The organism is Actinomyces glycerinitolerans, assembly GCF_900098745.1.
GTDB classification, from domain to species: Bacteria; Actinomycetota; Actinomycetes; order Actinomycetales; family Actinomycetaceae; genus Actinomyces; species Actinomyces glycerinitolerans.
Map to the genome: position 1 here is coordinate 328,680 of NZ_FQTT01000009.1, position 22,066 is coordinate 350,745.

A 22,066-nucleotide genomic window follows, 5' to 3' on the forward strand; every position below is an offset into this window, starting at 1 on the left:
GTGGCACACTGGGGGCATGGCTCTACCCCAGAAGCTGCTCAGCAAGGACGAGATCGTCGTGCGCCATATGCGCACCCACCCCAAGATCCTGCTGTGGCGCTCCCTCGTGGTGATCGCGCTACTGGCCGTAGGCGTGGTCGCCTCCATTCTGTTCCCGGATGCCAACTGGCGCACCGGTGCCGTCATCGCCGTGTGGGTGTTGGTCGTCATTGCGGTCATGCCGGCCTTCGTGGTGCCCTGGCTGCGCTGGATGACCACGACGTACACGGTCACCTCCAAGCGTGTGATCACCCGCTCCGGCATTATCAACAAGACCGGCCACGACCTGCCGCTGTCACGCATCTCCGACGTCCAGCAGGAGCGGACCATCACCGACCGCATGTTCGGCTGCGGCAGCCTCTCCCTGCAGACCAGCGCGGATGAGCCCCTGGTGCTGGTCGATGTGCCCGACGTGGAGATGGTGCAGGTGGAGATCTCCAACCTGCTCTTCCACGACGTCGAGGGCGCCGTCAACGCCGACCCCGACGACTGAGCGGTCGCCGACCTTTCGATGCGCGGCGCCGACGGGGCGGCTGGGACGTGTCTTGTACACGAGTTTCCCGCAAGGACACGAGTTTTGGAGGTTTGCGGGTGCGGGGCACGTGCAAAGCTCTAAAACTCGTGTTCGTGACGCGAACGCGTGTTCGTGGCTAATCGTCGCCGAGAACGCATGAACCGTTAGCGCACCTGACGAACCGTTGTTCTGCCTGATGAGCCGTCGGCGCGCAGGTCGCCACGAGCATGGACCACGCGGGAAACGCGCCTCATCGCGAGGAGGGTCTCTGGGACTGCAAGGGCTGGGCTGGACGATCCAGCTAGAGGACCGAGGCGCGCCGGTCTAAGGCACCTCATCCACGCCGATAGCCCCGGTCGAAAACGCCTCATCCACGCCGATAGCCCCGGGGTGGCAGTGGCGCTCACCCCGCCCCTATGTACTGCACGACCTCGGGCCGCGTTCCACGACCTTGGTGTGTGTTGCACGACCACCCCGGGGTCGTGCAATGCCCACGAGGGTCGTGCAGTGTCACCCAGGGTCGTGCAAAACACCGGCCCGAACGTCGCCGGGCTAAACACGAGCTCTCGGCGTGAACGCGGTGTTTGAGACTGGACTTTTGGCCGGTGTGGTGTTGGAAAGTCGGCGTGGTGTGCTTTTCGGTGCTTATCGGTGCCGAACTTTCCGCCGGATTTGGGTCGTCCGCGTCAGGCGGCGTCCGCGGATGCCGGGGCCGCCGGCAGGATCACGGTGAAGGTGGTGCCGTGGTCGTCGGTGCCGGTGCGGGAGTCCACGCTGAGGGTCCCGTGGTGGGACTGCACGATCGCCAGGGCAATGCTCATGCCCAGACCGGTGGAGCCGGTGCGCCGCTCGCGCGAGGCGTCCCCGCGGGCGAAGCGTTCGAACAGACGGTCGCGCACCGCGGGGTCGATGCCCGGGCCGTCGTCGGCGACGGCGATTGCCAGCGTCCCGTCCTCGCCCCGGGACAGGGTCGTGGTCACCCGACTGCCCGCCGGAGTGTGCACGCGGGCATTGGCCAGCAGATTGACCATCACCTGCCGCAGCCGCGCCTCGTCGCCCACCACCAGTGTCGGCTCGGGCACGAACTCGTCCGCCGCCTCGTCGCTCAGCCCGGCGGGAGGCTCGAGCACCGCCAAATTCAACTCCCAGGTGTGGTCGGGGCCCGCGGCCCGGGCGTCCGCGACCGCATCCACGACGATCTCCACCAGGTCGACCTCCCCGTGCTCCAACTCGCGGCCCGCGTCCAGGCGTGCCAGCAGCAGCAGGTCCTCCACCAGCGCCGTCATCCGCACCGACTCCGAGTGCACCCGCTCCAGGGCGTGCACGGCATCCTCCGGCAGTACGGCGTCGGCGCCGCTGCGCTTGATCAACTCGGTGTAGCCCCGGATGGAGGCCAGCGGTGTACGCAGCTCGTGGGAGGCGTCGGCGACGAACTGGCGCACCTGCGTCTCGCTGCGCTGCCGGGCGGTGAGGGCGTCGTCGACGTGCCCGAGCAGGGTGTTCAGGGCATTGCCGACCTGGCCGATTTCCTGCGAGGAGGCGATGTCGGCGGCGGAGACTCGCTCCCGGATGCTCACCTCCCCGCGGGACAGCGGCTGGGAGGCGACCTGTTCGGCCGTGTCCGCCACGCGCTCCAGCGGTGCCAGCGAGGTGCGCACCATGGCCCGGCCCGTGACGGCGGCGATCAGGGCTCCGGCCAGCGCTATCCCCAGTTGAGCCAGCAGCTGGGTGCGGATGAGTTTCTCATCGGCGGCGGTCGACAGGCCGGTGATCACCACGTCTCCGCTGGCGGAGTCCTCGGTGGCGAGCACCCGGTAGTTGCCCAGGGAATCAATCGACACCGTCACCGGCTCGCCGGTGACCTCCAGCGCGAGCAGGGCCTCGCACTCCGCGTCGGTCAGGGTGCGGTAGTTGCCGTCGTCGTCGATGTATCCGGCCTTCACCGTGGAGACGGCCGATCCGGAGTCATCGGCGCCATCGCGCGCTCCGGAGGCGATAACCGTCAGGGTGCCGGTGGACTGTCCGACGGCGTCCAGGCCGATGGGCACATCGCCCTTCGGTGCGGCGGGCGGGGCGGCGCCGTCAGTGGGCGGTGCCACGTCGGCCCCGGGCCGGGTGGTGTCCTGGCCCGAGTCCGAGCTCTGGCTCCCGGCCAGGCCGACGCCGGCGGGGTTGGCGTCCTGACGCCGGGCGGCGGCGCGATCGGAGGCGGCCGTCAGCTGTTCATCGAGCCGGTCCACCAGCGACTGGCGCAGCATCAGTGTGGACAGGGCCCCGATGCCGGCCGCCATGACCAGCACGATGCCGATCACGCCGACGACGAGCCGAGTTCGCAGGCTGCGTGGTGTTGGACGCACGCGCCCGAGGCTAGCCGAGCGCCTTGTGGGGCCGCGAGCCGTGCCGCCGGGTTCCCGCCGCCGGCGGACGCCGGCCATGAGCCGCATCGGTGCCTGCCGGGGCTACTGGGCGACGGCGGGTTTGAGCACGTAGCCGACCCCGCGCATGGTGTGGATCATGGGCTCGCGGCCCTTGTCGATCTTGCGGCGCAGGTAGGAGATGTACAGCTCCACGATGTTGGCCTGCCCCCCGAAGTCGTAGTTCCACACGCGATCCAGGATCTGCGGCTTGGACAGCACTCGGCGGGGGTTGCGCATCAGGTAGCGCAGCAGTTCGAACTCGGTGGCGGTCAGGTGGATCTCGTCCTCGCCGCGCCACACCTCGTGGGAGTCCTCGTCCATGCGCAGGTCGCCCACCTCCAGCACGTTCGCGGGCTTCTCCGCGCTGGCGCCGGAGCGCCGCAGTAGGGCGCGCAGCCGGGCGACGACCTCCTCCAGGGAGAAGGGCTTGGTCACGTAGTCGTCGCCGCCGGCGGTGAGCCCCGCAACCCGGTCCTCGACGGCGTCCTTGGCGGTGAGGAACAGCACGGGGACGTTGGGCTGGTGACCGTGAATGCGGTGCATGACCTCCATGCCGTCGAAGTCGGGCAGCATGATGTCCAGCACGATGACGTCGGGGGTGAGCTCCTGGGCGAGGCGCACCGCGGCCCGGCCGGTGCCGGCGGTGGTCACTTCCCAGCCCTCGTAGCGCAGTGCAGAGGCGAGCAGATCGGCGAGGGTCTGCTCGTCGTCGACCACCAGAACGCGTATGGGGGAGCCGTCAGGTCGGGTGAGAGATTCGGCGGGGGTGCTCATGCGGCTCATTGAACACGTCTAGTCTGTGGTGCAGCTGTGAATCCAGGGCTGGATGGCGGCGGGGCGGGGCGGAATCCTGTCGGACAGGTGCGCTACAGTCACGCTCGCAGCCTCAAGCCGCCGTCTTCACCCCTCCGGCGCGCCCGGGCGGCACCGCACCGGTCTACCGCGGTCCGCTGGGGCCACGCCGCTGAAACGCCGTAAAACCGAAGCACTCGAAGAAGGTCTCCGTGTCCAAGAAACTCGTCATCGTCGAGTCCCCCAACAAGGTCCGCTCCATCGCCGGCTACCTGGGCAAGGACTTCGACGTCGAGGCCTCGGTCGGCCATATCCGCGACCTCGCCCAGCCCTCCGAGTTGCCGGCCGCCGAGAAGAAGGGCCCCTACGGCAAGTTCGCCGTCGACGTGACCGACGGCTTCAAGCCCTACTACGTGGTCAACCCGGACAAGAAGAAGACCGTCACGCAGCTGCGCAAGGCGCTCAAGGACGCCGATGAGCTCTACCTGGCCACCGATGACGACCGCGAGGGGGAGGCCATCGCCTGGCACCTGCTGGAGGTGCTCAAGCCCAAGGTACCGGTGAGGCGCATGACCTTCACCGAGATCACCAAGGAGGCGGTCACCCGCGCTCTGGACCACACCCGCGACCTGGACACCCACCGGGTGGACGCGCAGGAGACCCGCCGCATCCTGGACCGGCTGGTCGGCTACGAGGTCAGCCCGGTGCTGTGGCGCAAGGTTCGCGCGGGGCTGTCCGCCGGGCGCGTGCAGTCCGTGGCCACCCGGCTGGTGGTGGAGCGTGAGCGTGAGCGCATGGCCTTCAAGGCGGCCGGTTACTGGGGTGTGGAGGCGCAGCTGTCCACCGACCTCGCCGCCGGCAGCTCGCTGCGCCCCGCGGCCGCGGCGGACACCGCCTTCACCGCCCGCCTGACCGCACTGGACGGGCGGCGCGTGGCCACCGGACGTGACTTCACCGACGCCGGGGCGCTGCGTCCCGCCGCCGTGAAGGCCGGCACCGTGCACCTGCACGAGGGGGCCGCGCGCGCCGTCGCCGAGGCCGTTACCCGGGCGGTGCCGCGCGTGGCCGAGGTGGAGGAGAAGCCCTACCGGCGGCGCCCGGCCGCGCCCTTCACCACCTCCACGCTGCAGCAGGAGGCGAGCCGCAAGCTTCGCATGAACCCGCGCGAGACCATGCGGGTGGCGCAGGCCCTGTACGAGAACGGCTTCATCACCTACATGCGTACCGACTCCACGGTGCTGTCCGGGCAGGCGGTCGCCGCCGCTCGCGGCCAGGTGGCCGAGCTGTACGGTGCGGAGTATGTGGCGCCCAAGCCGCGCGTGTACGCCACCAAGACCAAGGGCGCCCAGGAGGCGCACGAGGCGATCCGCCCCGCCGGCGACCACTTCCGCACCCCCGCGCAGGTGTCCGGGCGGCTCACCGGCGCTCAGTTCCGCCTCTACGAGCTGATCTGGCGGCGCACCGTCGCCTCCCAGATGGCCGACGCCACCGGTTCCACGGCCACGGTGCGGGTGGACGTGCCCCTGCGTCCCGCCGACGGCGGCTCCCGTGACTCGGGCATCACCTTCAACACGGCCGGGTTCACCGCCTCGGGCACCGTCATCACCTTCCGCGGCTTCCTGGCCGCCTACGAGGAGGGGCGCGACGCCGAGCGCTACGAGTCCGAGACCGCCCCCGCGGTGACGGACGGGGCTGCGCCGACGGCCTCGGGCAGCGGCTCCGCCTCGGGTGCCGGCGCGGGCGCCGCCGCCGGCCGGGACCGGGATGTGCGTCTGCCCGCCATGATCGCCGGCCAGGAGCTGGTGGCGCTCACGGCCGAGGCCGCCGGGCATGAGACCACGCCGCCGCCCCGCTACACGGAGGCCTCTCTGGTTAAGGCGCTGGAGGAGCGGGAGATCGGCCGCCCCTCCACCTATGCCTCCATCATGTCCACCATCTCCGACCGCGGCTATGTGGAACACCGCGGCCAGGCGCTGGTGCCCACCTGGCTGGCCTTCGCCGTCACCCGCCTGCTGGAGGAGAACTTCAGCGAGCTGGTCGACTACGACTTCACCGCCTCCATGGAGGCAGACCTGGACCGCATCGCCGCCGGCGAGGAGGACCGGGTCGACTGGCTCACCCACTTCTACTACGGCCCCCAGGGGCAGGCGGGTGTGGCGGGAACCGCCCCCACCGCCGAGGACGGGCTGGGCCTGAAGGCCATGGTGGACGGCCTGGGGGAGATCGACGCCCGCGCCGTCAACTCCATAGACATCGGCGAGGGCATCACCCTGCGCGTGGGCCGCTACGGCCCCTACCTGGAGAACGCCGAGGGTAAGCGCGCGAACGTCCCCGGTGACCTGGCGCCCGACGAGCTGACGGTGGCCAAGGCGCGCGAGTTGTTCACCCGTGCCGCCGACGACGGCCGCGAGCTGGGCACGGACCCGTCCACCGGCCACACCATCGTCGTCAAGGACGGCCGCTACGGCCCCTACGTCACCGAGATCCTGCCCGAGCCGGAGCCGGCCGCGGACGAGACCGCGGAGGCGGGGCAGGGCGCCGCGGCGTCGAAGTCGGCCGGGAAGGGCTCGGCACGCCGGTCCCGGAAGGGCCCCAAGCCGCGCACCGCCTCGCTGCTGAAGTCAATGGACCTGGCCACCGTGACCCTGGAGCAGGCCCTCGACCTGCTGAGCCTGCCACGGGTGGTGGGGCAAGACGCCGACGGCGTGGACATCACCGCGCAGAACGGCCGCTACGGGCCCTACCTGAAGCGGGGCACGGACTCGCGCTCCCTGGAGAGCGAGGAGCAGTTGTTCACGGTGACGTTGGAGCAGGCGCTGGAGCTGTTCGCCCAGCCCAAGCGGCGCCGCGGCCAGGCGGCCTCCCGGGCGCCGCTGCGCGAGCTCGGCACCGACCCAGCCACCGGCCGGCCCGTGGTGATCAAGGACGGCCGCTTCGGCCCCTACTTCACCGATGGGGAGACGAATGTGACGCTGCGCCGCGACGATGATCCGGCCACCGTCACCCCCGAGCGCGCCTACGAGCTGCTGGCGGAGAAGCGCGCCAAGGGTCCCGCCAAGAAGCGCACCACCCGCAAGACCACGGCGAAGAAGACCACCGCCAAGAAGTCCCGCTGATGTCCGTCCTCCGTCGTCTAGGAGCGTGGTGTCGTGGAGGGGCAACCGCGCCCTCGAGCAGAGTTTTGCCGGTGTGTGGACGGCCGCGGCCAGCGAGACGTCATCATGCGTTCTGAGCGGATGAGAGCCTCTCTTGCTGCCATCGTTTGGTGAGGAGTACGACTACGATGACGAACTCTGCAATGTTCAGTACCGTGATGACGCCGCTGAACACTGGAATCTTCGTAACTGCTCCACTGAAGATAAGGTAGTCCCACAGGAAGTGTGAGGCGATCATGAGGCCGATGCTCTTGGTGTAGTCATACATCAGGGCATAGAACAGTCCGGCGATGAAGGTGGTCACCAGCTGCAGCAGCATGTTCGGGAAGGGCAGTCCGGCGAGCACGTTCACCGAGTGAAGCAGGCTGAACACCACCGCGGAGCCGAGTAGCGCGCCTCGAATCTGCGTTCCCTGGGGCTCCTGGAGCAGGCCGACGTACAGCACCCGGCGGAACATCATCTCTTCGGCAAGCCCTATGAGCACAGTGGCGACCAATGGGGTTGCAAATGCGGGTGTCAGTTCGCCGTGAGTTGCCCAGTAGTACAGGGCCATGCCTACGAGTGGAATGAATATGACTAGGAACGCAGGGTAGCGTCTCGGGCCGTCGGGAGGTGTGAGCCGATTCCGCAGGGCTAGGAAGCTGCCCAGCGCCCATAGCGCCAGCAGGGAGATGAACGGCAGCAGCGTCTTCACGAAGGTGGCATCGTTGTAGCTCACGTTGAAGACGCGGTAGATCAAGAGGTTTGAGACCCCCATCCCCGCGATGTAGATGATGGTGCATGCGAGCGCGAGTCGCGCCGTCTTGGTTGTTGGCATGTCGTCTCCTCGTCGGAACTGGTGCTTCCGACTAGATCGGATGGAGCCCTTTTGGGGCGTGATGTACTCCGAGCACAATTCGGTTTGTGCATCTGTGCGAACTGTATAGTTACAAGCGCGTAGGCTATCGCGAATCTAGGGCTCTCGCGGCTCTTCCGGTTTGTGGGTGTGGTGGGTGGTGGGTGTTGCCGGCCTGGTGGGCTGGGTGCTGGCGGGGTGGGGTGTGCCCGGGTGCCGCGCCGTGGGGCGGAATGTCCGAATTCGGCACTAAGGCCGTCCACGACCGCTGGAGCCGATTTGGAATCCGCATGATTCCAACGTTATGTCCACGGCCGCGGGCCGCGTCGGAGTCGTTTGTGCCGATCCTGGACACTTTGTGCCGCCACGCGCGGGACTCGACGCCGACGGCGGTTCGTGGGCGGACAGGCTCCCCGCGTGCCCGAGGCCGCCCCGGAATCCGACACCACGACCCCCTGGGAGCCGGAAGAGCCGGCTTGGGTCCGCTTGGACTCTCAAGGCGTTGCCGTACTCGGCGGAGACCAGCACAGCTGGTCTGGGCGGCCCCGGGGGGTTTGGGTCCTGCTCGCGCCCGGTGCGCTGGTTGGCGGCGGTGCGGCCGGTCGGGACCGGCGCCCGCACCTTTCCCGGGTCTCTACTTGGACCGCGTTCCTCCAGTTGGACCGCGTAATCGCAGTTGGACCGCCTGAGACAGCGTCTAGGGCGGTCCAAGTGCAGCCCGGCGGTCCAAGTGCAGCCTGGCGGTCCAAGTGCAGCCCGGCGGTCCAAGCAGACACGGGTCAGTCGACCCAACCGCAAGCAACCACACACCGCAGACGCCGCCGCAGTCCCCACCACACACCCTCAAACCCGGAGTGCTCCAAGTCTCCGTGGGCGCGGCTGTGCCCGGCGTTGTCCGGAGCTCGCATGTGACCTGCGTCCAGATCGCAGGATTGCGACAGTGCAGCGACACGGCTGTCTTATGCGGGCCTGTAATCTTCCGACACACGAATTGTTGTACGCCGGAAGGAACCCCCAATGCGTATCCCCAACCAGCTCCTCGTCCCCGCCACCGTCATGGCCCTGGGCGTCTCCCTGGCCGCCTGCTCCATCAGCGTCGGCGGCTCGGAAGGCGACTCCGCCTCGGAGGAGACCACCGCCGCCGTGGCCACCGAGGAGGCCACACAGACAACCGAGAGCGCGGACGACACCGACACCGACGCCGACGACAGCGAGGACGCCGATACGGACGACGCAGATGCCGCCGCAGACGCCGATACGGACGACACCGACGCGGACACCGCCGTCGGCGCCTCCACCGTTGACATCACCGACTCCGACTGGCTCGGCGTGATTGCGAACGGTACCCAGGAGAACGTGTCCGGCGATTACGCGATCCAGAGCTCCGGGGGCACCTACAACCTCGTCGGAGAGCTCAATAGCCTGACGATTCAGGGCTCGGAGGTCACCGTCTCCGCGGAGACCATCGGGACGCTGACCGTGCAGGGCTCGGACGTGACCGTCTACGTCCGCCAGGCCGACACGATCCAGGTGTTCGGCTCCGACGTCACCGTCTACTACCTGGACGGCGCCCCGAGCATTCAAGACATCGGCGCCGACAACACCGTCGAGCAGCTGACCGACTGACCGGCCCGGACAACCCGACCGTGCCGCCCATGCCCCGGCCCGTACCCGCCCCGCCCCCCGCCGCCCCGGCGGCCGGCCAGCCTGCCGCCTCCCCGGCGGCCGGCCAACCCGCCGCTACCGTCCTGCTCGTCGACGACGAAGCCCCCATCCGCGCCTCGCTCGGCTCCTACCTGGAACGCAGCGGCTACCGGGTGCTGCGCGCGAGCGACGGTGTGGAGGCGCTCGACCTGCTTGGCGCCTACAGCATCGACATCATCGTCAGTGACGTGCTCATGCCCCGCATGGACGGGCGTGAACTCGTGCGGCGGGTACGGGCCGGCGGCACCTGGACCCCGATCATCCTGCTCACCCAGGTCGACGCCTCCTATGAGCGCGTCTCCGCCCTGGATGACGGCGCCGACGACTACCTGTCCAAGCCCTTCGACCCCGCCGAGCTCGCCTCCCGAATCCGCGCCGTCCTGCGCCGCACCCGCGGCGTCGGCCAACCCCTGACGGCGGCGTCCCGGCTGATGGCGGGTGAGCTGACCCTGGACCGCGCCGCCCGCCGCGTCACCCTGGCCGGCCGGGAGGTGTCCCTCACCCCGAAGGCGGTCACCCTGCTGGACTACCTGATGAGCCACCCCGGCGAGTTGCACACTCGCGAGGCGCTGCTGTCCGCCCTGTGGGGCATCGACTTCGTGTCCTCCACCCGCGCCGTAGACCACCGCATCCGCGAGATCCGCCGCGCCCTGGGCGACGACGCCACCCACCCGATCTTCATTGAGACCGTGCCGCAGGGCGGCTACCGTTTCTGCGCCGAGGTGCACACGTGAGCGCGCCGGTGGGATCGGACGTATCCGGCGCGCTCCGTTCGATCGGTGACGGTGGACGCCTGAGAGCGGAAAACGGGGGCGGGCCCGTCGACGCCGACTCCGGCACTCACACCCGGTCCGGCCGCCGGTTCTGGCTGTGGTGGGGCTGCGGCGTCATCGCCGTGTCGGCGCTTACCGCCCTCGCCCAAGCGGCCTGGGGCGGGCTGACCCTGTCGGTTACGACCGCCGTCCCGGTGGCCGTTGCCATGGCCGGCGGGGGCGCGTTGACGGCGGTGGCGCTGGTCGTCGTCGCCCGGCGACGCCACCGGGCCGAACAGCAGCGGCTGCGCGCGCAGGCGCAGGCACAGGCACGCACCCGCCACCGGCAGTTCCTACGTCGCCTGGACCACGAGTTGAAGAACCCGCTGACGGCGGTGCGCGCCGCCGTCGCCGACGCCTCCCGCACCGCCACTCCGGTCGTAGCCGCGGATCTGGAGGTGGTGGATGCCCAGTCGCGGCGGATGAGTCGTCTGCTGACCGACCTGCGCAAGCTCGCCGAGCTGGAGACCGCCCCGCTGGCGGTGGAGGACGTGGACCTGGCCGAGACGGTCCAGGACGCGGTCTCCGCCGTCATCGAGGAGGCTGCCGGACGCGGCGCGGCGGTGCGGGTACGTCTGGACCTGCCGGCGGTGCCCTGGCCGTTGCCGCACGTACGCGGTGACGGCGACCTGCTGTATTCGGCCGTGTACAACGTGCTCACCAACGCCGCCAAGTACACCCCGGACGGCGGGGCCGTGGAAGTGCGCGGCAGGGAGGAGGCCGGTGCCGTCACCATTGAGGTGGCCGACACCGGAATCGGCGTGCCCGAGGCGGAGCTGGACGGCGTCTTCCGCGAGTTGGAGCGCGCCTCCAACGCCCGCGCCCTGCCCGGCTCCGGACTGGGGCTGGCGCTGGTGCGCACCATCGTCGGCCGGCATGGCGGGCAGGTGCGCATGGCCTCCCGTGAGGGGGTGGGCACCCGGGTGTGGCTGACCCTGCCGGTGGCCGGCCCGCCCGCCGCCGCACCCCCTGGACCACCCCGCGCATCCCGATAGACGTACACACCCGACACCCACAGAGAACCAGCGACAAGGGCCCACGTCGTGAATCCCCGAACCGCCCCCACCCGGTGCCGCCGCTTCTTCCCCCAGACCCCGCGGCCTGCATCGCCGTCGGCGCCCTGGCACTCGCGCTGCCCGACCTCGGCCTGTTGACCGCCTCCACCGGGAGCCTCACCCCGGACCTGACCGGGGACATCCAGTCCCGCCCGGGCATCACCGTCTCCCCGGCGCGCTGTGACGAGGCGGGGGTCCTGAACGGCGGCATGACCGTCGTCGGCGGGTACGGTTCGGTCATCACCTCGGACGGCGACTCCTCCCTGGTCAACGACGGTGAGGGCGGCGCGGTTTATGAGGACGGCTCGGTGAGCATCGTCAACGAGGGCGACGGTACCGCGCTGGTCAGTCGAGGCGTGCAGAGCATCGAGGTCGACGCCGAGCAGCGGGCCCAGGCGGTGCTCGACGCCCTGGAGCAGGACGGAGTGACCGCGCCGTTGGAGGCCGAGGGCTTCGGCGAGACCCGGCCGGTGGCGCCCAACGAGAACGAGGACGGCTCAGACAATCCTGCCGGGCGCCAACTCAACCGTCGCGTAGAGATCTACGTTCCGGCCTTCTGAGGCGGGTACGGCGCCGGGCGGCGCGGTGGTGTCATGGAATGCACCACTTTAGGACTTGCTGCCGCAGCTTATGCCGACTGTGACCGCGGAATCCTACGGTTTGTCGGCTCTAGAACACGGCCAGTCCTTGGAAAGTGGTGCATTTTGTGACAGGGGCGGTCCGGTGAACGGGGATCCGCCCCGACTCGGCGTGGTCTCCGGCTACCCTGGCGCCGTGAACTTGTCCGTTTTCGCCCCGGTGCCCCCTGTGCACGCCTATCCCGGCCTGTTCATCTCCTTCGAGGGCGGCGACGGTGTCGGCAAGACCACCCAGATCGACCGCCTGAGCGCGCTGCTGACCGCGGCAAGGATCGCCTACCGGCGCACGCGCGAGCCCGGCGGCACCGAGCTGGGCGACCGGATCCGCGACCTGCTGCTGCACGGCGGCCACGTGAGTCCGCACGCCGAGGCCCTGTTGTATGCGGCCGACCGGGCCCACCACGTCGCCACGGTGGTGCGTCCCGCGCTCGCCCGCGGCGAGGTGGTACTGACCGACCGCTACCTGGACTCCTCCGTCGCCTACCAGGGCGCCGCCCGTGCGCTCGGCCCGCAGGAGGTGCGTGACCTGTCCCTGTGGGCCACCGACGGTCTGCTGCCCGACCTGACCATCCTGCTCGACGCCGATCCCGCCGTCGGCTCCGCCCGTACCGACGCCCGCGGTCGGCGCGACCGCCTGGAGCGCGAGCCCGACGCCTTCCACGCCGCCCTGCGTGAGGAGTTCCGGGTGCTGGCGCGCCAGGAGCCCGAACGCATCAAGCTCGTCGACGCCGAGCGGCCCGTCGAGGTGGTGGCTGCGGAGGTGACCGGGCTGGTCGAGCAGCTCATTGCCGCCCGCGGGGCGGGACTGCGTCTGGAGAGCGGGGGTGCCCGAGCCAGCGCCGCCGCGGGAGCCAACTCCGCGGGCCATGCCGCCCATGCTGCCTTGAAGGCCTTCCGCGCCGTCCTTCCCCGCCGAGGCCTGCAACAGTAACGTGCCGAGGAAGTCCTGTTGACAACTAGCCCTTGACGCCGCCCTCCTGAACTCCGCTGAAGAATTGTTTCTGCGCCAGCGCGAACAGGATGATGATGGGGACGAGCGCGATGATGGTGCCGGCGGCGACGACGCGCGGGTTGGAACCGAAGTTTGACTGCAGGTACTGCATTCCGACCGTGAGCGTGTACTTCTCGGGATCCGACAGGACTACGAGGGGCCACAGGAAGTCATCCCAGGCGCCTATGAAGGAGAACAGGGCGACGACGCTGACCATACCGCGGATGTTCGGCCACACCACATGCCGGATACGCTGCCAGGTGGACGCGCCGTCAATCTCTGCGGCTTCGAGGATGTCCTTGGGGATCATCGCGCACGCAGTCGTGATCAATAGGACGTTGACGGCGCCGATCGCCCCGGGCAGGAAGACGCCGACAAGAGAGTTGGCGAAGCCGAGCGATCTGACGGTCAGATACTGGCTGGTCAGCGTGACTTCGCCCGGAAGGAGCAGCGTCGACAGGAAGATCGCCATGAAGAGGTACTTGCCGCGGAACTTCAAGATGCCCATGGCGTAGCCGGCGCAGGTGCAGAAGAAGACCTGACTGACCACTGTGGCCACACCTACGAGCAGGGAGTGCCAGGCGTACTTCAGAATCGGTATGGTGCGCGAGACCGTCGCGTAGTGCTCCAGTGTCGGATGCTCCGGAACCAGATGCGGCGGGAATGCGTAGATATTCTCGGATGCGCCCTTCAACGAGGTGGACAGCTGCCACAGGAAGGGGAAGATGGCGATTACCGCCATGAGAATGAGCAGGACATAGCGCACGACGGCGCCGGCGACAGTGGGCTTCAGAAAGTCCGACTCCCCCTTGCGCCGCCAGAAACGATCCTTGTAAGGCTTGGCGAGGGTGTGAGCGGGGGCCTCCGCGTGCTTGGCTGCTGTCGATGTCATCGCGAGGCCCTCTCACTAGCCCGTTTGGCGTTCTCGCGCAGTGCCGCCCGGTGCGCGCGGCGCTTGCGCAACCTGCTGCGCATGGCGGCTATGTCGGTGCCGTTGTTGATGAAAGCGGTTAGGAGTAGAGGCCCGATCGTTAGCAGGAAGAGCACCACGGAGAGCGCGGAGGCATAGCCGAGTTGGCCATCCAGTCCCGCTCCCTTGCGCTGAATGAGCATGACGAGGCTCATGGCCTGCCCACCGGGCCCGCCGGAACCGTTGGTGAGGATGTAGATCTCGGAGAATATGCGCATCGCGGAGGTCGTGATCAGGGCGGAGACCAGAAGCATGGCTCCTCGTACGCCGGGGACCGTGATGGACCAGAAGCGGCGAATCGGGCCGGCGCCGTCCAATGCGGCCGCCTCGTGCAGTTCGCGACCCACGTTGCCCAAGGCGGCCAAGTACACCACCATGTAGTATCCCAGCCCTTTCCAGGTGGTCAGGAGTATGGAGCACATGAGGATCCACCAGCGATCGGTCAAGAAGGAGATGCCTGTTCCGCCCAGGAACTCGATCGCCTGGTTGACGACCCCGCGTGAGTCGAACATCCATGACCAGATGATGCCCACGACAACTACCGAGGCTATGACCGGGAAGTAGTAGACGGTTCTGAAGAACGACATTCCGGGCATGTACTTCGATATCAACAGTGCCAGAAGCAGGGGGATGATTGTCAGTAGTGGAACGCACACGAGTACGTAGACGAAACAGGTGGTCAGGGCGTAGCCGACCTGTGGATCGTCCAGAATCCTCTTGAAGTTGTCCAGGCCTATGAACTGGGCGGGACGTAGCGGTCTCGCATCGGTGAAGGCCAGCATGACGGTATTGAGGAACGGCCACAGGGCGAATACCAGGACCCAGATCGTCGCCGGTGCGACCAAGATGTAGGGGGTAAGGCGTTGACGCAGACGCATGCGGTTGGCCTCCGGTGGGTGAGTGGCTGCGTGAAGCGCAGGCCCGGACGTGGGAACGGGGAGACGGGGCGGGCATGCGCCCGCCCCGTCATGGAGTGTTAAACGTTGAGATTCTCGTTGCAGTACTGAACGGCGGCATCCAGCGCTTCCTTGGCGGAGATGTCTCCCTTCATTGCGAGCGCGATCTGCTGCTGTGTGTAGGTGTCCATATCGTCGGTGTACTGGATCGGCTTGACCGTCTCGGCGCTGGACATCGCGGCCGCCGCCAGTTCCACTGCCTTTTTCATCAGGGGGTCGGAGATGTCTTCAGTGAGGGCATCCGGATCCTCATTGCCTTCGAGGGTGCCGGGCATGAAGCCCTGGGCGATCTTGACGAACTCCACCTGGTTGTCGTTATTCGTCACGTATTGGGCGAACGCGAGCGCCAAGTCGGGATTCGCCGAGTTCGCGGCAACACTGATGCCCTGGATGTACAGCGGCGGCGTGGTGAAGCGTGCTGAGCAGTCCGTCTTGTCGAGGAGGGTCGGGGCGTCGTTTGTCAGCTGGGTGACGAACGAGCCGGTGGCCGTGGTGTATCCCACCTTTTCCTGGGTGTACATGGTGGCATTGCCGGCATAGTCGTCGTTGAGCACCTCGGCCGGCATGGCTCCGATCTCGTATAACTCGGCGTACCGGCTGACGATTTCGGCTGCCTGGTCGGTGTTGAAGGCGAACTCCTCGCCATTGAAGATGTCGACTCCGTAGTCGCTGATCTCGGTGAGGCCGGGCATGGTGGAGGCCAGGTAGACCCCCTTCTGTGCGGCGGTGGTGCACCAATCGATGTACGAGTCGAGATCGGTGGGGGCGTCGTCAATGGACAGGCCGGCCTGCTCCAGCATTTCGGTGTTCCACCAGCACACGTCCGTGCCCAGGTACCACGGGTAGCCGTAGACGCCCTCGATGCCGTCGTAGGTGTAGGCGTCCAGACCGCCTTGAACGTAGGAACTCAGGAGGTCTGCGTCCGCCGCCTTCAGATCCAGCACTTGCGAGACCTGAGCGAGTTTGTAGGCGAAGCCCTCGGGAAGGTTTATGACGTCGGGTAATTCGCCGGAGTTTGCTTGCTGGAGGACCTTCTCCTCGTAGCCGTCTCCGGGCTGATCGATCCAGTTGATGGTGGTGCCGGGATTGTCGTCCTGGAAGGACTTGATGAGGTTTTCGAAGTACGGTGTGAAGCGGTCGTCCTTGAGTGACCAGGTCTGAAAGGTGATCTCGCCGGACAGCTCTCCGGACCCGGATGCGGCCCCGGTGTTCGAACCCGAGCTGTTGGAGCCGGTGGACCCGGTGCAGGCGGACAGAGTCGCTGCCGTTGTGACGGACAGGCCCATGAGTAGAGAGCGGCGGGTGAGCTTCATGGTGGACTCCCTTCGTCTTTGAAGCGGTGGCGTCCGTGCCACTGGATAGAGACTACACCGGTTTAGTACGGATTGAGTACCTCAGGGCAGCCGGAGTTCGGGGATGGTGCCCTGCAAAGCCATTCGCAGCCATTGGTCGAACAACTCCGAGTTCGGGCCGGTCGTGGAACGGCGCGCGGGATCCGCTGTGGGAAGGACGAACCGCGGCTGGTCTCCCGGTGATGCTGCGTGCGTGGATGCTGAGTCGCGCGCGGCATCGACGACTTCGCGGAAGGCGCGTCCTGCGGGCTTGATCGCTCCAGTGGAGTCGATGAGGCCGAGGGAGTACTCAAGCTCCGGGAAATCAGTCAGGTCGCGCGAGACGTCATGGGAGCACCACCAGGTGATCGCCTCCAGGTTCCGCGCTGACGGCATGCCGTCCAACCCCGTGAGGTGCGCGATGGTGTCGGTGATGAAAGCGGGCGCGTCGTTGTTGGGCACGTATGTAACCGGGGCGCCGACCTCCTGCAACCAAATGGATCGGCGCGGTCCTCCCCAGGCGCGGGCCAGCTCGACGAGATAGCGTGCGAACAGCGGCAGAGCGGGATGTCCGCTGCCGTACCGCGGGCCTACTTGCATGAACACCCACGAGTGCACCGTCGTAGTGTCTCCCAGAAGTGCATGGGCAGGCGTGAAGGGGTGGGAATCGTCGAACCACAGGTCGTCGTCGAAGGAGTGTGTGAGCTCGCCGGTGGGCCACGCCTCTCGTGCGGCCCCCAAAAGCGTGGTCAGCCAGCGTTCGGCCTCGTCGGCGCTCAGCTGTGAACGGTGCGGGTGTCGGGCGGAGGCGAACTGTATGAACTCGTTGCCCAGGCTCAAGCCGTCGGCGTGCGGGCGCGAAGAGAGCTCTCGGGCAAGAGTTCGCACCAGCCTGATTTGGCCCGACACTGCCTTCGGATCGGTGAAGAGATTCCGATCGTGCCAGCTGGTCACCCACGATGGCAGGAAGTCGAAGGAGGACAAGTGCCCCTGCAGTGCGTCGACGGTAACCGTGAGACCGGCCTGGCCCGCGATATCTACTACACGCAGAACATCGTCGACGGCCGCTGGTCGGATGAGAGAGCGATTGGGCTGCAGCAGTGGCCACAACGGGAAGATCCGCACATGGTCCGCCCCGATCGACCGTATCGTGGCCATGTCTTCGGAGACGAGTGCGGGGTCCAGATCCAGCCAGGAGTGGAACCACCCCACACGGGGCGTGTAGTTGACGCCGAACCTCATTGTCAGTGGCCTCCTGCGTGCTTCGGCTTCTGACTCATCCGCACGGTTGCGATTCCGAAGGGGTGCAATTCGAAGCCCCAGGCCCCCGTCTCACCCGTGACGGGGGCTATATCAACGCCCAGCGTGGAGTCGGGATGCCCGTGCAGGTCTGTGCCGACGGCTCCGACCAGGTCTTCGGAACGCAGCGTTACGCGGGTGCGTACGCCCTCCGCCTCATACAGGCGCACGAGCACATCCCCGGAGTCGTCATCGGCCGGGTGGAGCGACTCGATGACGGCGCCGGTCGCGGTAACCAGTGGGACGACGCCGACGGCGTCACCTGGAGCGGCGCACTCCCACACCGGTAGATCCAGACGGTACGCCGCCTCTCGGGTCTGTCGTGTTCCGGCTGAGGGGAGCACTGAGAAACGGAACAGGTGGTCGCCCTGGTCCTGGTTCGGATCTGGGAAGCGGGCGGACCGTAGCAGCGATGCCCGTACCAGTGACCAGGTGCCACCGCCTTTACGGGGGTGGCGGGTTATGTCCCAGCCGTAGGTGGCGTCGTTGTCGATGCCTACGCCGCGGCCGGGTTCGCCCAATTGAATCCACTTGTGAGCGCACACCTCGAAGCGGTAAGCGTCCCAGGAGGTGTTCTCATGGGTGGGACGGCGTACGTGGCCGAACTGCGCCCCATAGGTTGCGGAGTCGGTGTGCACGTCGACGGGGAATGCCAGCTTCAGCAGTTTTTCCTTCTCGTGCCAGGAGACGTCGGCTCTGAGGTCGATCCTGTCGCCTGTCAGGGTCCATGTCAGTCGGGCGTGCGAGTTCCCGAAGGGCACCTCGACGACGGCTTGCGCCGCCCCGTTCTCCGCGCGCGTCTCGACCAACCGGCCCGGGAGTTCATGTATGGAGGCGCGGTAGAAGGGATCCAGGTCCCAGGCGTCCCACTCGTTGGGAAAGTCGTTGGCGATCTGGAGGCAGCCGAGTCGTTGCCCGGGCGGAATGATCTCCTGGCGACTGCCGTCAACATTAAATGACAGTGAGACGACCGCTCCCGACGCATCGAGCTCCGCATGTGCGTCGTCGACTGTGAGGATCGCGCCGCCGTCCTCCAATCGCGTGATCACGACGTCGGTTTGCTCGGCCTTGGCGCTGGCGTCTGCGGCCGTCACCAATGCGGCTCCCAGAGGCGGAATCTCCACGCCGTCCACAAACTGCGATGCCGGCGCCGTGTTGAAGACCAGCCGGCATGGAGCATCGCCGGGCGCAGCGTTGTGCTCCGGGGGAGGAAGCGTCCCGCGGGGAGCGGCGGGGGCGGGCTCGGAAAGAAGAGCGGTCGGAGTCTGGTCGGCCAGAGCACGACGCGCGCTTGTGGCCAGGGCGCGCGCGGTGGCTATGACCCGCTGAAGCGCGGTTTCGGCCTCTTCGTAAACCCAGGCGATTGATGATCCCGGCAAGATGTCGTGGAATTGGCACAGCAGGGTGGCGCGCCACAGCCGGCGGAGGAGGGCGGCGGGGTAGACGTCTTCGGCGAGTAGACCACGTACCCAGGCGGTCGTGCACCAGGTCTCGGCTTCGCGCAGCGCCGCCTCGGCCTCGCGATTGCCGCGCTTGATGGCGGCGTGGCTGGTGAGTGTTCCGCGATGCTTCTCCAGGTACAACTCCCCGACCCATACCGGAGCCGTCGAATACTCCGTGCGAGCGCGATTGAAGAACTCCTCGGAGGTCATGTGCTCCATCCGGGGCGAACCGGCGAGATCCTGACTGCGTTCTATGCGGTCGAGCATCTCGCGGACCGGGCCACCCCCGCCGTCGCCGTAGCCATAGAGGAAGAGCTCGGTGGTGGCCCGCCCCTTCTCCTTGAAGTTGCGCTGGGCGTGCTGTATCTGTTCCGCGCTAGCCTCGGCGCCATAGGTGTCCGCAGGAGGGAAATGGGTGAATATCCGTGTGCCATCGATCCCCTCCCACCACAGCGTGTGATGGGGAAACACGTCAACCTGGTTCCAGGAGATCTTCTGCGTGAGGAAGTTGTCGTAACCGGCGAGGTGGGCGATCTGCGGCAGCGCTCCGGTGTAGCCGAATGAGTCGGGAAGCCAGATCTCATGGCATACGGCTCCTAACTCGTCACGGAAGAAGGCCGTTCCCTCGGTCAGTTGGCGCACCAGGGACTCGCCCGAGGGCAGGACCGCGTCGGGCTCGACCCAGGAACCGCCGACCGGAACAATGCGACCAGCCTCAACCTGGGTCTTGAGGCGTTCGAACAGCGCCGGATCTTCCTCTTTGACCCATGCGGCGTGCTGAGCGGCGGGGAGGGCGAAGATCATGGGTGATCCGTCCTCGAGCAGGCGTATCACATTGGCCAGAGTGCGGACCGCCTTGCGCCGTGACTCCCGGACGGGCCAGAGCCAGGCGGAGTCGATGTGTGCGTGCCCGATCACCCCGAGAGTCACCGCGTCATGATCGGCGGGTGTGGCCAGGAGCGGCCTCAACAGCTCACGCACTTCAGCGGCCGCGGCGCGAACATTTGCGGGGTCGAGCCGGTCGATCGCCTCCGAGGTGCCGATCAGGACCTTCCACATGCGCGGAGAATCCTCTGGCAGTGTCCGTGCGAGACCCAACAGGGTGTCGACATCCGCGGCGAGGGCGCGCACCTGGTCGTGAACTCGGACAAGACGAGCCGTGCGGAACGTGTATAGCGGTGCACAGGACTGGGTGAACCGGGATCCCGCGGCCGTGGGCTGAAACGGAGGAACCCCGAGAAGCAGCGGGTTGGATGCGGCCTCGATGTACAACGTGAGGCGTCCTGCATCGTCCAGTAGCGTCGGTGACACGGGAACCCATTGATTCCGCGGATTGATGGCCTTGAGGATGCTTCCGTCAGGGGTTCGCACCAGTCCTTCGGCTTGGAAGCCGGGGGAATGGGAGGCCCAGCCGAGGTCGATGTCCAGCTCAAGGTGCTCGCCGCGCAGCTCGGCGGGGATCTGAACACTCACCCGGAACCAGGTAGTGCCCCACGCGGGTCCCCAGTCTCCGGGGACCGTGAAGGTGCGGTAGGGGGTGTGGGAAGACATAGCAACCGAGAAGGGGACTGGAGCGCCTGCCCCTGGGACGCCAGCCACAGGTCCGGCGTCATCGGTGACCTCCCAGGCCTCGACGTGCAAGGGGGCGATTGTCTCGAGGCCGGCCGGGCGGACCTTCTCATTGAGAATGCGGTCAATGTGCTTAAGGAGCATCGGGCGGTTGTCGTGCACGGCGGCCTCCATCGGCGCGGGCGGATGAGACGGCGAGTGTCCGTCGTCGGTGGCGGACTGCCTGATGGCAGCCCAGGCTAAACCGTGTTATGTAGGGGGTCAAGCGTTTTCGACGGAACTTCATAAGACGATCAGCTATGGCATACTGCCATCATGGAACGTCCCACCATCCGTGATATTGCGGAGGTAGCCGGTGTATCCCCATCGGCTGTGTCTTTCGCCCTCAACGGCCGTCCGGGCGTCTCGGAGAGCACCCGCAGCAGGGTGGTTGCCGTTGCGAATCAGATGGGTTGGACGCCGAATGCCGCCGCGCGGGCCCTATCTGCCTCCCGGGCGGGTGCTGTGGGCCTGGTCATTGCGAAGCCGAGCCATGCTGTCGCCGCCGAACGCTTCTTCTTCGAATTCATCGTTGGTATGCAGGGGGAGTTGGCGGCAGACGGACTCGCCCTCGTGCTGCAGATTGTCGAGACAACGGCGGAGGAGATCACTACTTACCGCTCGTGGTGGGCGCAGCGCCGTGTCGACGGGGTTGTTGTGGTCGACCCGCGCAGCGAGGATCCGCGCTTGGCAGTTCTTGGTGAACTCGGCCTTCCGTATGTGTTGGTCGGTGAGCCGGATGTGTCCGGTATGCCCGCCGTCGTCGGGGACGACGAGGGCATGATGGACATGGTCCTGATGCACCTGATCGAACAGGGATGCGCTCGTATCGCCTACGTCTCCGGTGCCGCCGGCGTCATGCACAATGCGCGGCGCACCAACGCCCTATCCGCGTCCGGCAGGCGTGAGGGAGTCGAGATCATGGTCGTGCAGGCTCCCGACTACTCGGAGCGCTCCGGCGGTCAGGCCACTGCCGAACTCATCGGGAGCAGGCGCGTCCCCGACGCAATCATCTACGACAACGAAGTGCTCGCGGTTGGTGGTCTGTCCGTGCTGAAGCAGGATCAGAGCGACATCGGGCCCGGCGTCGCCGTCGTGTCCCTGGAGGACTCTGCCGTTCTGCGTGTACTGACTCCCGATGTTACGGCCGTTCATCGAGAACCGGGCGAGATGGGACAAACCGCTGCCAGGCTCTTACGGACGTATTTGAGTGAACAGACGTCTCAGACCGTTCGCCTGATGACTCCCACCCTCGTGGTGCGCGCCTCCTCGCGGCGCCGAGTCTCATAGTTTGTGCTGCCGCGGCCCAGTCGCTGGCGTTTGGCGGCACGGTTATGTGTCGGCGCGCCCAAGGTTGGGTGGCTAAGAGTCAAAAATGATGACAAACGGGGGCGTCGACGTCCACGACGCTCTTGAAAATGGCGGAATCATGCGGATGTCGAGCCGGTGCGCGTGGCCACGCGAGCCGTTTGTCATCGTTTTTGACACTCGGGCCGCTCGGCGGGACC

16 protein-coding genes are annotated in these 22,066 nt (G+C 67.2%); 8 read left to right on the forward strand and 8 right to left on the reverse strand.

From position 1 onward, the window contains the following. The first annotated feature begins 16 nt into the window (after nt 1-16). On the forward strand, nt 17-532 hold the full coding sequence (locus tag ACGLYG10_RS05555) for a PH domain-containing protein (protein WP_073328794.1): 516 nt from the start codon (nt 17-19) through the stop codon (nt 530-532). Nucleotides 533-1,239: 707 nt separating this feature from the next. On the opposite strand, the gene ACGLYG10_RS05560 is transcribed toward ACGLYG10_RS05555, so the two are convergent. Further along, entirely contained in the window at nt 1,240-2,844 is a 1,605-nt protein-coding gene (locus ACGLYG10_RS05560) for a sensor histidine kinase (RefSeq protein WP_244542602.1), read from the reverse strand. A 168-nt stretch (nt 2,845-3,012) separates the two neighbouring features. Next, a complete protein-coding gene (locus tag ACGLYG10_RS05565; RefSeq protein ID WP_073328799.1) occupies nt 3,013-3,744 on the reverse strand; it encodes a response regulator transcription factor in 732 nt (243 codons plus the stop codon). Between the two features lie 230 nt (nt 3,745-3,974). Here ACGLYG10_RS05565 and topA point away from each other — a divergent pair, with 230 nt between their 5' ends. Continuing rightward, on the forward strand, nt 3,975-6,878 hold the full coding sequence (gene topA / locus ACGLYG10_RS05570) for a type I DNA topoisomerase (protein WP_073328802.1): 2,904 nt from the start codon (nt 3,975-3,977) through the stop codon (nt 6,876-6,878). Nucleotides 6,879-6,981: 103 nt separating this feature from the next. On the opposite strand, the gene ACGLYG10_RS05575 is transcribed toward topA, so the two are convergent. After that, nucleotides 6,982-7,734, reverse strand: coding sequence for a CPBP family intramembrane glutamic endopeptidase (locus tag ACGLYG10_RS05575; RefSeq protein WP_073328804.1), 753 nt, complete (start codon nt 7,732-7,734; stop codon nt 6,982-6,984). A gap of 1,035 nt (nt 7,735-8,769) precedes the next feature. Here ACGLYG10_RS05575 and ACGLYG10_RS05580 point away from each other — a divergent pair. The 5 genes from ACGLYG10_RS05580 to tmk all read left to right on the forward strand — a co-directional run bounded on the left by ACGLYG10_RS05580 (nt 8,770) and on the right by tmk (nt 12,892). Further along, nucleotides 8,770-9,378, forward strand: a complete 609-nt coding sequence (locus ACGLYG10_RS05580) for a DUF3060 domain-containing protein (RefSeq protein ID WP_073328807.1) — start codon at nt 8,770-8,772, stop codon at nt 9,376-9,378. Nucleotides 9,379-9,407: 29 nt separating this feature from the next. Then, nucleotides 9,408-10,190, forward strand: coding sequence for a response regulator transcription factor (locus tag ACGLYG10_RS05585; RefSeq protein ID WP_073328810.1), 783 nt, complete (start codon nt 9,408-9,410; stop codon nt 10,188-10,190). After that, a complete protein-coding gene (locus ACGLYG10_RS05590; RefSeq protein WP_244542584.1) occupies nt 10,187-11,263 on the forward strand; it encodes a sensor histidine kinase in 1,077 nt (358 codons plus the stop codon). Before ACGLYG10_RS05585 ends, ACGLYG10_RS05590 begins: the two co-directional genes overlap by 4 nt. Nucleotides 11,264-11,337: 74 nt before the next feature. Continuing rightward, nucleotides 11,338-11,883 (forward strand): OmpA family protein, encoded by a 546-nt coding sequence (locus tag ACGLYG10_RS05595; protein ID WP_073328812.1) that lies wholly within the window; start codon nt 11,338-11,340, stop codon nt 11,881-11,883. Nucleotides 11,884-12,097: 214 nt separating this feature from the next. Next, complete coding sequence (tmk, locus tag ACGLYG10_RS05600; protein ID WP_244542585.1) at nt 12,098-12,892, forward strand: dTMP kinase; 795 nt, start codon at nt 12,098-12,100, stop codon at nt 12,890-12,892. Between the two features lie 25 nt (nt 12,893-12,917). Here tmk and ACGLYG10_RS05605 read toward each other — a convergent pair whose 3' ends face one another. The 5 genes from ACGLYG10_RS05605 to ACGLYG10_RS05625 form a co-directional block, all read right to left on the reverse strand. Next, a complete protein-coding gene (locus ACGLYG10_RS05605; RefSeq protein ID WP_073328815.1) occupies nt 12,918-13,844 on the reverse strand; it encodes a carbohydrate ABC transporter permease in 927 nt (308 codons plus the stop codon). Then, nucleotides 13,841-14,800, reverse strand: a complete 960-nt coding sequence (locus ACGLYG10_RS05610) for a carbohydrate ABC transporter permease (protein WP_073328818.1) — start codon at nt 14,798-14,800, stop codon at nt 13,841-13,843. The genes ACGLYG10_RS05605 and ACGLYG10_RS05610 overlap by 4 nt, the downstream gene beginning before the upstream one ends. A 98-nt stretch (nt 14,801-14,898) precedes the next feature. Next, on the reverse strand, nt 14,899-16,191 hold the full coding sequence (locus tag ACGLYG10_RS05615) for an ABC transporter substrate-binding protein (RefSeq protein WP_073328820.1): 1,293 nt from the start codon (nt 16,189-16,191) through the stop codon (nt 14,899-14,901). Between the two features lie 81 nt (nt 16,192-16,272). Next, entirely contained in the window at nt 16,273-17,451 is a 1,179-nt protein-coding gene (locus ACGLYG10_RS05620; protein WP_073328823.1) for a glycoside hydrolase 5 family protein, read from the reverse strand. A gap of 2 nt (nt 17,452-17,453) precedes the next feature. Then, complete coding sequence (locus ACGLYG10_RS05625) at nt 17,454-20,681, reverse strand: alpha-mannosidase (RefSeq protein WP_073329297.1); 3,228 nt, start codon at nt 20,679-20,681, stop codon at nt 17,454-17,456. Between the two features lie 153 nt (nt 20,682-20,834). On the opposite strand from ACGLYG10_RS05625, the gene ACGLYG10_RS05630 reads away from it, so the two are divergent. Beyond that, nucleotides 20,835-21,848 (forward strand): LacI family DNA-binding transcriptional regulator, encoded by a 1,014-nt coding sequence (locus tag ACGLYG10_RS05630; RefSeq protein ID WP_073328825.1) that lies wholly within the window; start codon nt 20,835-20,837, stop codon nt 21,846-21,848. The last annotated feature ends 218 nt before the right edge of the window (nt 21,849-22,066 follow it).

Bases quoted from the DNA above. Each gene is read 5' to 3' on its own strand.
- ACGLYG10_RS05555 (WP_073328794.1), top strand. From the start codon at position 17: ATGGCTCTACCCCAGAAGCTGCTCAGCAAGGACGAGATCGTCGTGCGC.
- ACGLYG10_RS05560 (WP_244542602.1), bottom strand. From the start codon at position 2,844: ATGGCGGCCGGCATCGGGGCCCTGTCCACACTGATGCTGCGCCAGTCG.
- ACGLYG10_RS05565 (WP_073328799.1), bottom strand. From the start codon at position 3,744: ATGAGCACCCCCGCCGAATCTCTCACCCGACCTGACGGCTCCCCCATA.
- ACGLYG10_RS05575 (WP_073328804.1), bottom strand. From the start codon at position 7,734: ATGCCAACAACCAAGACGGCGCGACTCGCGCTCGCATGCACCATCATC.
- ACGLYG10_RS05580 (WP_073328807.1), top strand. From the start codon at position 8,770: ATGCGTATCCCCAACCAGCTCCTCGTCCCCGCCACCGTCATGGCCCTG.
- ACGLYG10_RS05585 (WP_073328810.1), top strand. From the start codon at position 9,408: ATGCCCCGGCCCGTACCCGCCCCGCCCCCCGCCGCCCCGGCGGCCGGC.
- ACGLYG10_RS05605 (WP_073328815.1), bottom strand. From the start codon at position 13,844: ATGACATCGACAGCAGCCAAGCACGCGGAGGCCCCCGCTCACACCCTC.
- ACGLYG10_RS05610 (WP_073328818.1), bottom strand. From the start codon at position 14,800: ATGCGTCTGCGTCAACGCCTTACCCCCTACATCTTGGTCGCACCGGCG.
- ACGLYG10_RS05615 (WP_073328820.1), bottom strand. From the start codon at position 16,191: ATGAAGCTCACCCGCCGCTCTCTACTCATGGGCCTGTCCGTCACAACG.
- ACGLYG10_RS05620 (WP_073328823.1), bottom strand. From the start codon at position 17,451: ATGAGGTTCGGCGTCAACTACACGCCCCGTGTGGGGTGGTTCCACTCC.
- ACGLYG10_RS05630 (WP_073328825.1), top strand. From the start codon at position 20,835: ATGGAACGTCCCACCATCCGTGATATTGCGGAGGTAGCCGGTGTATCC.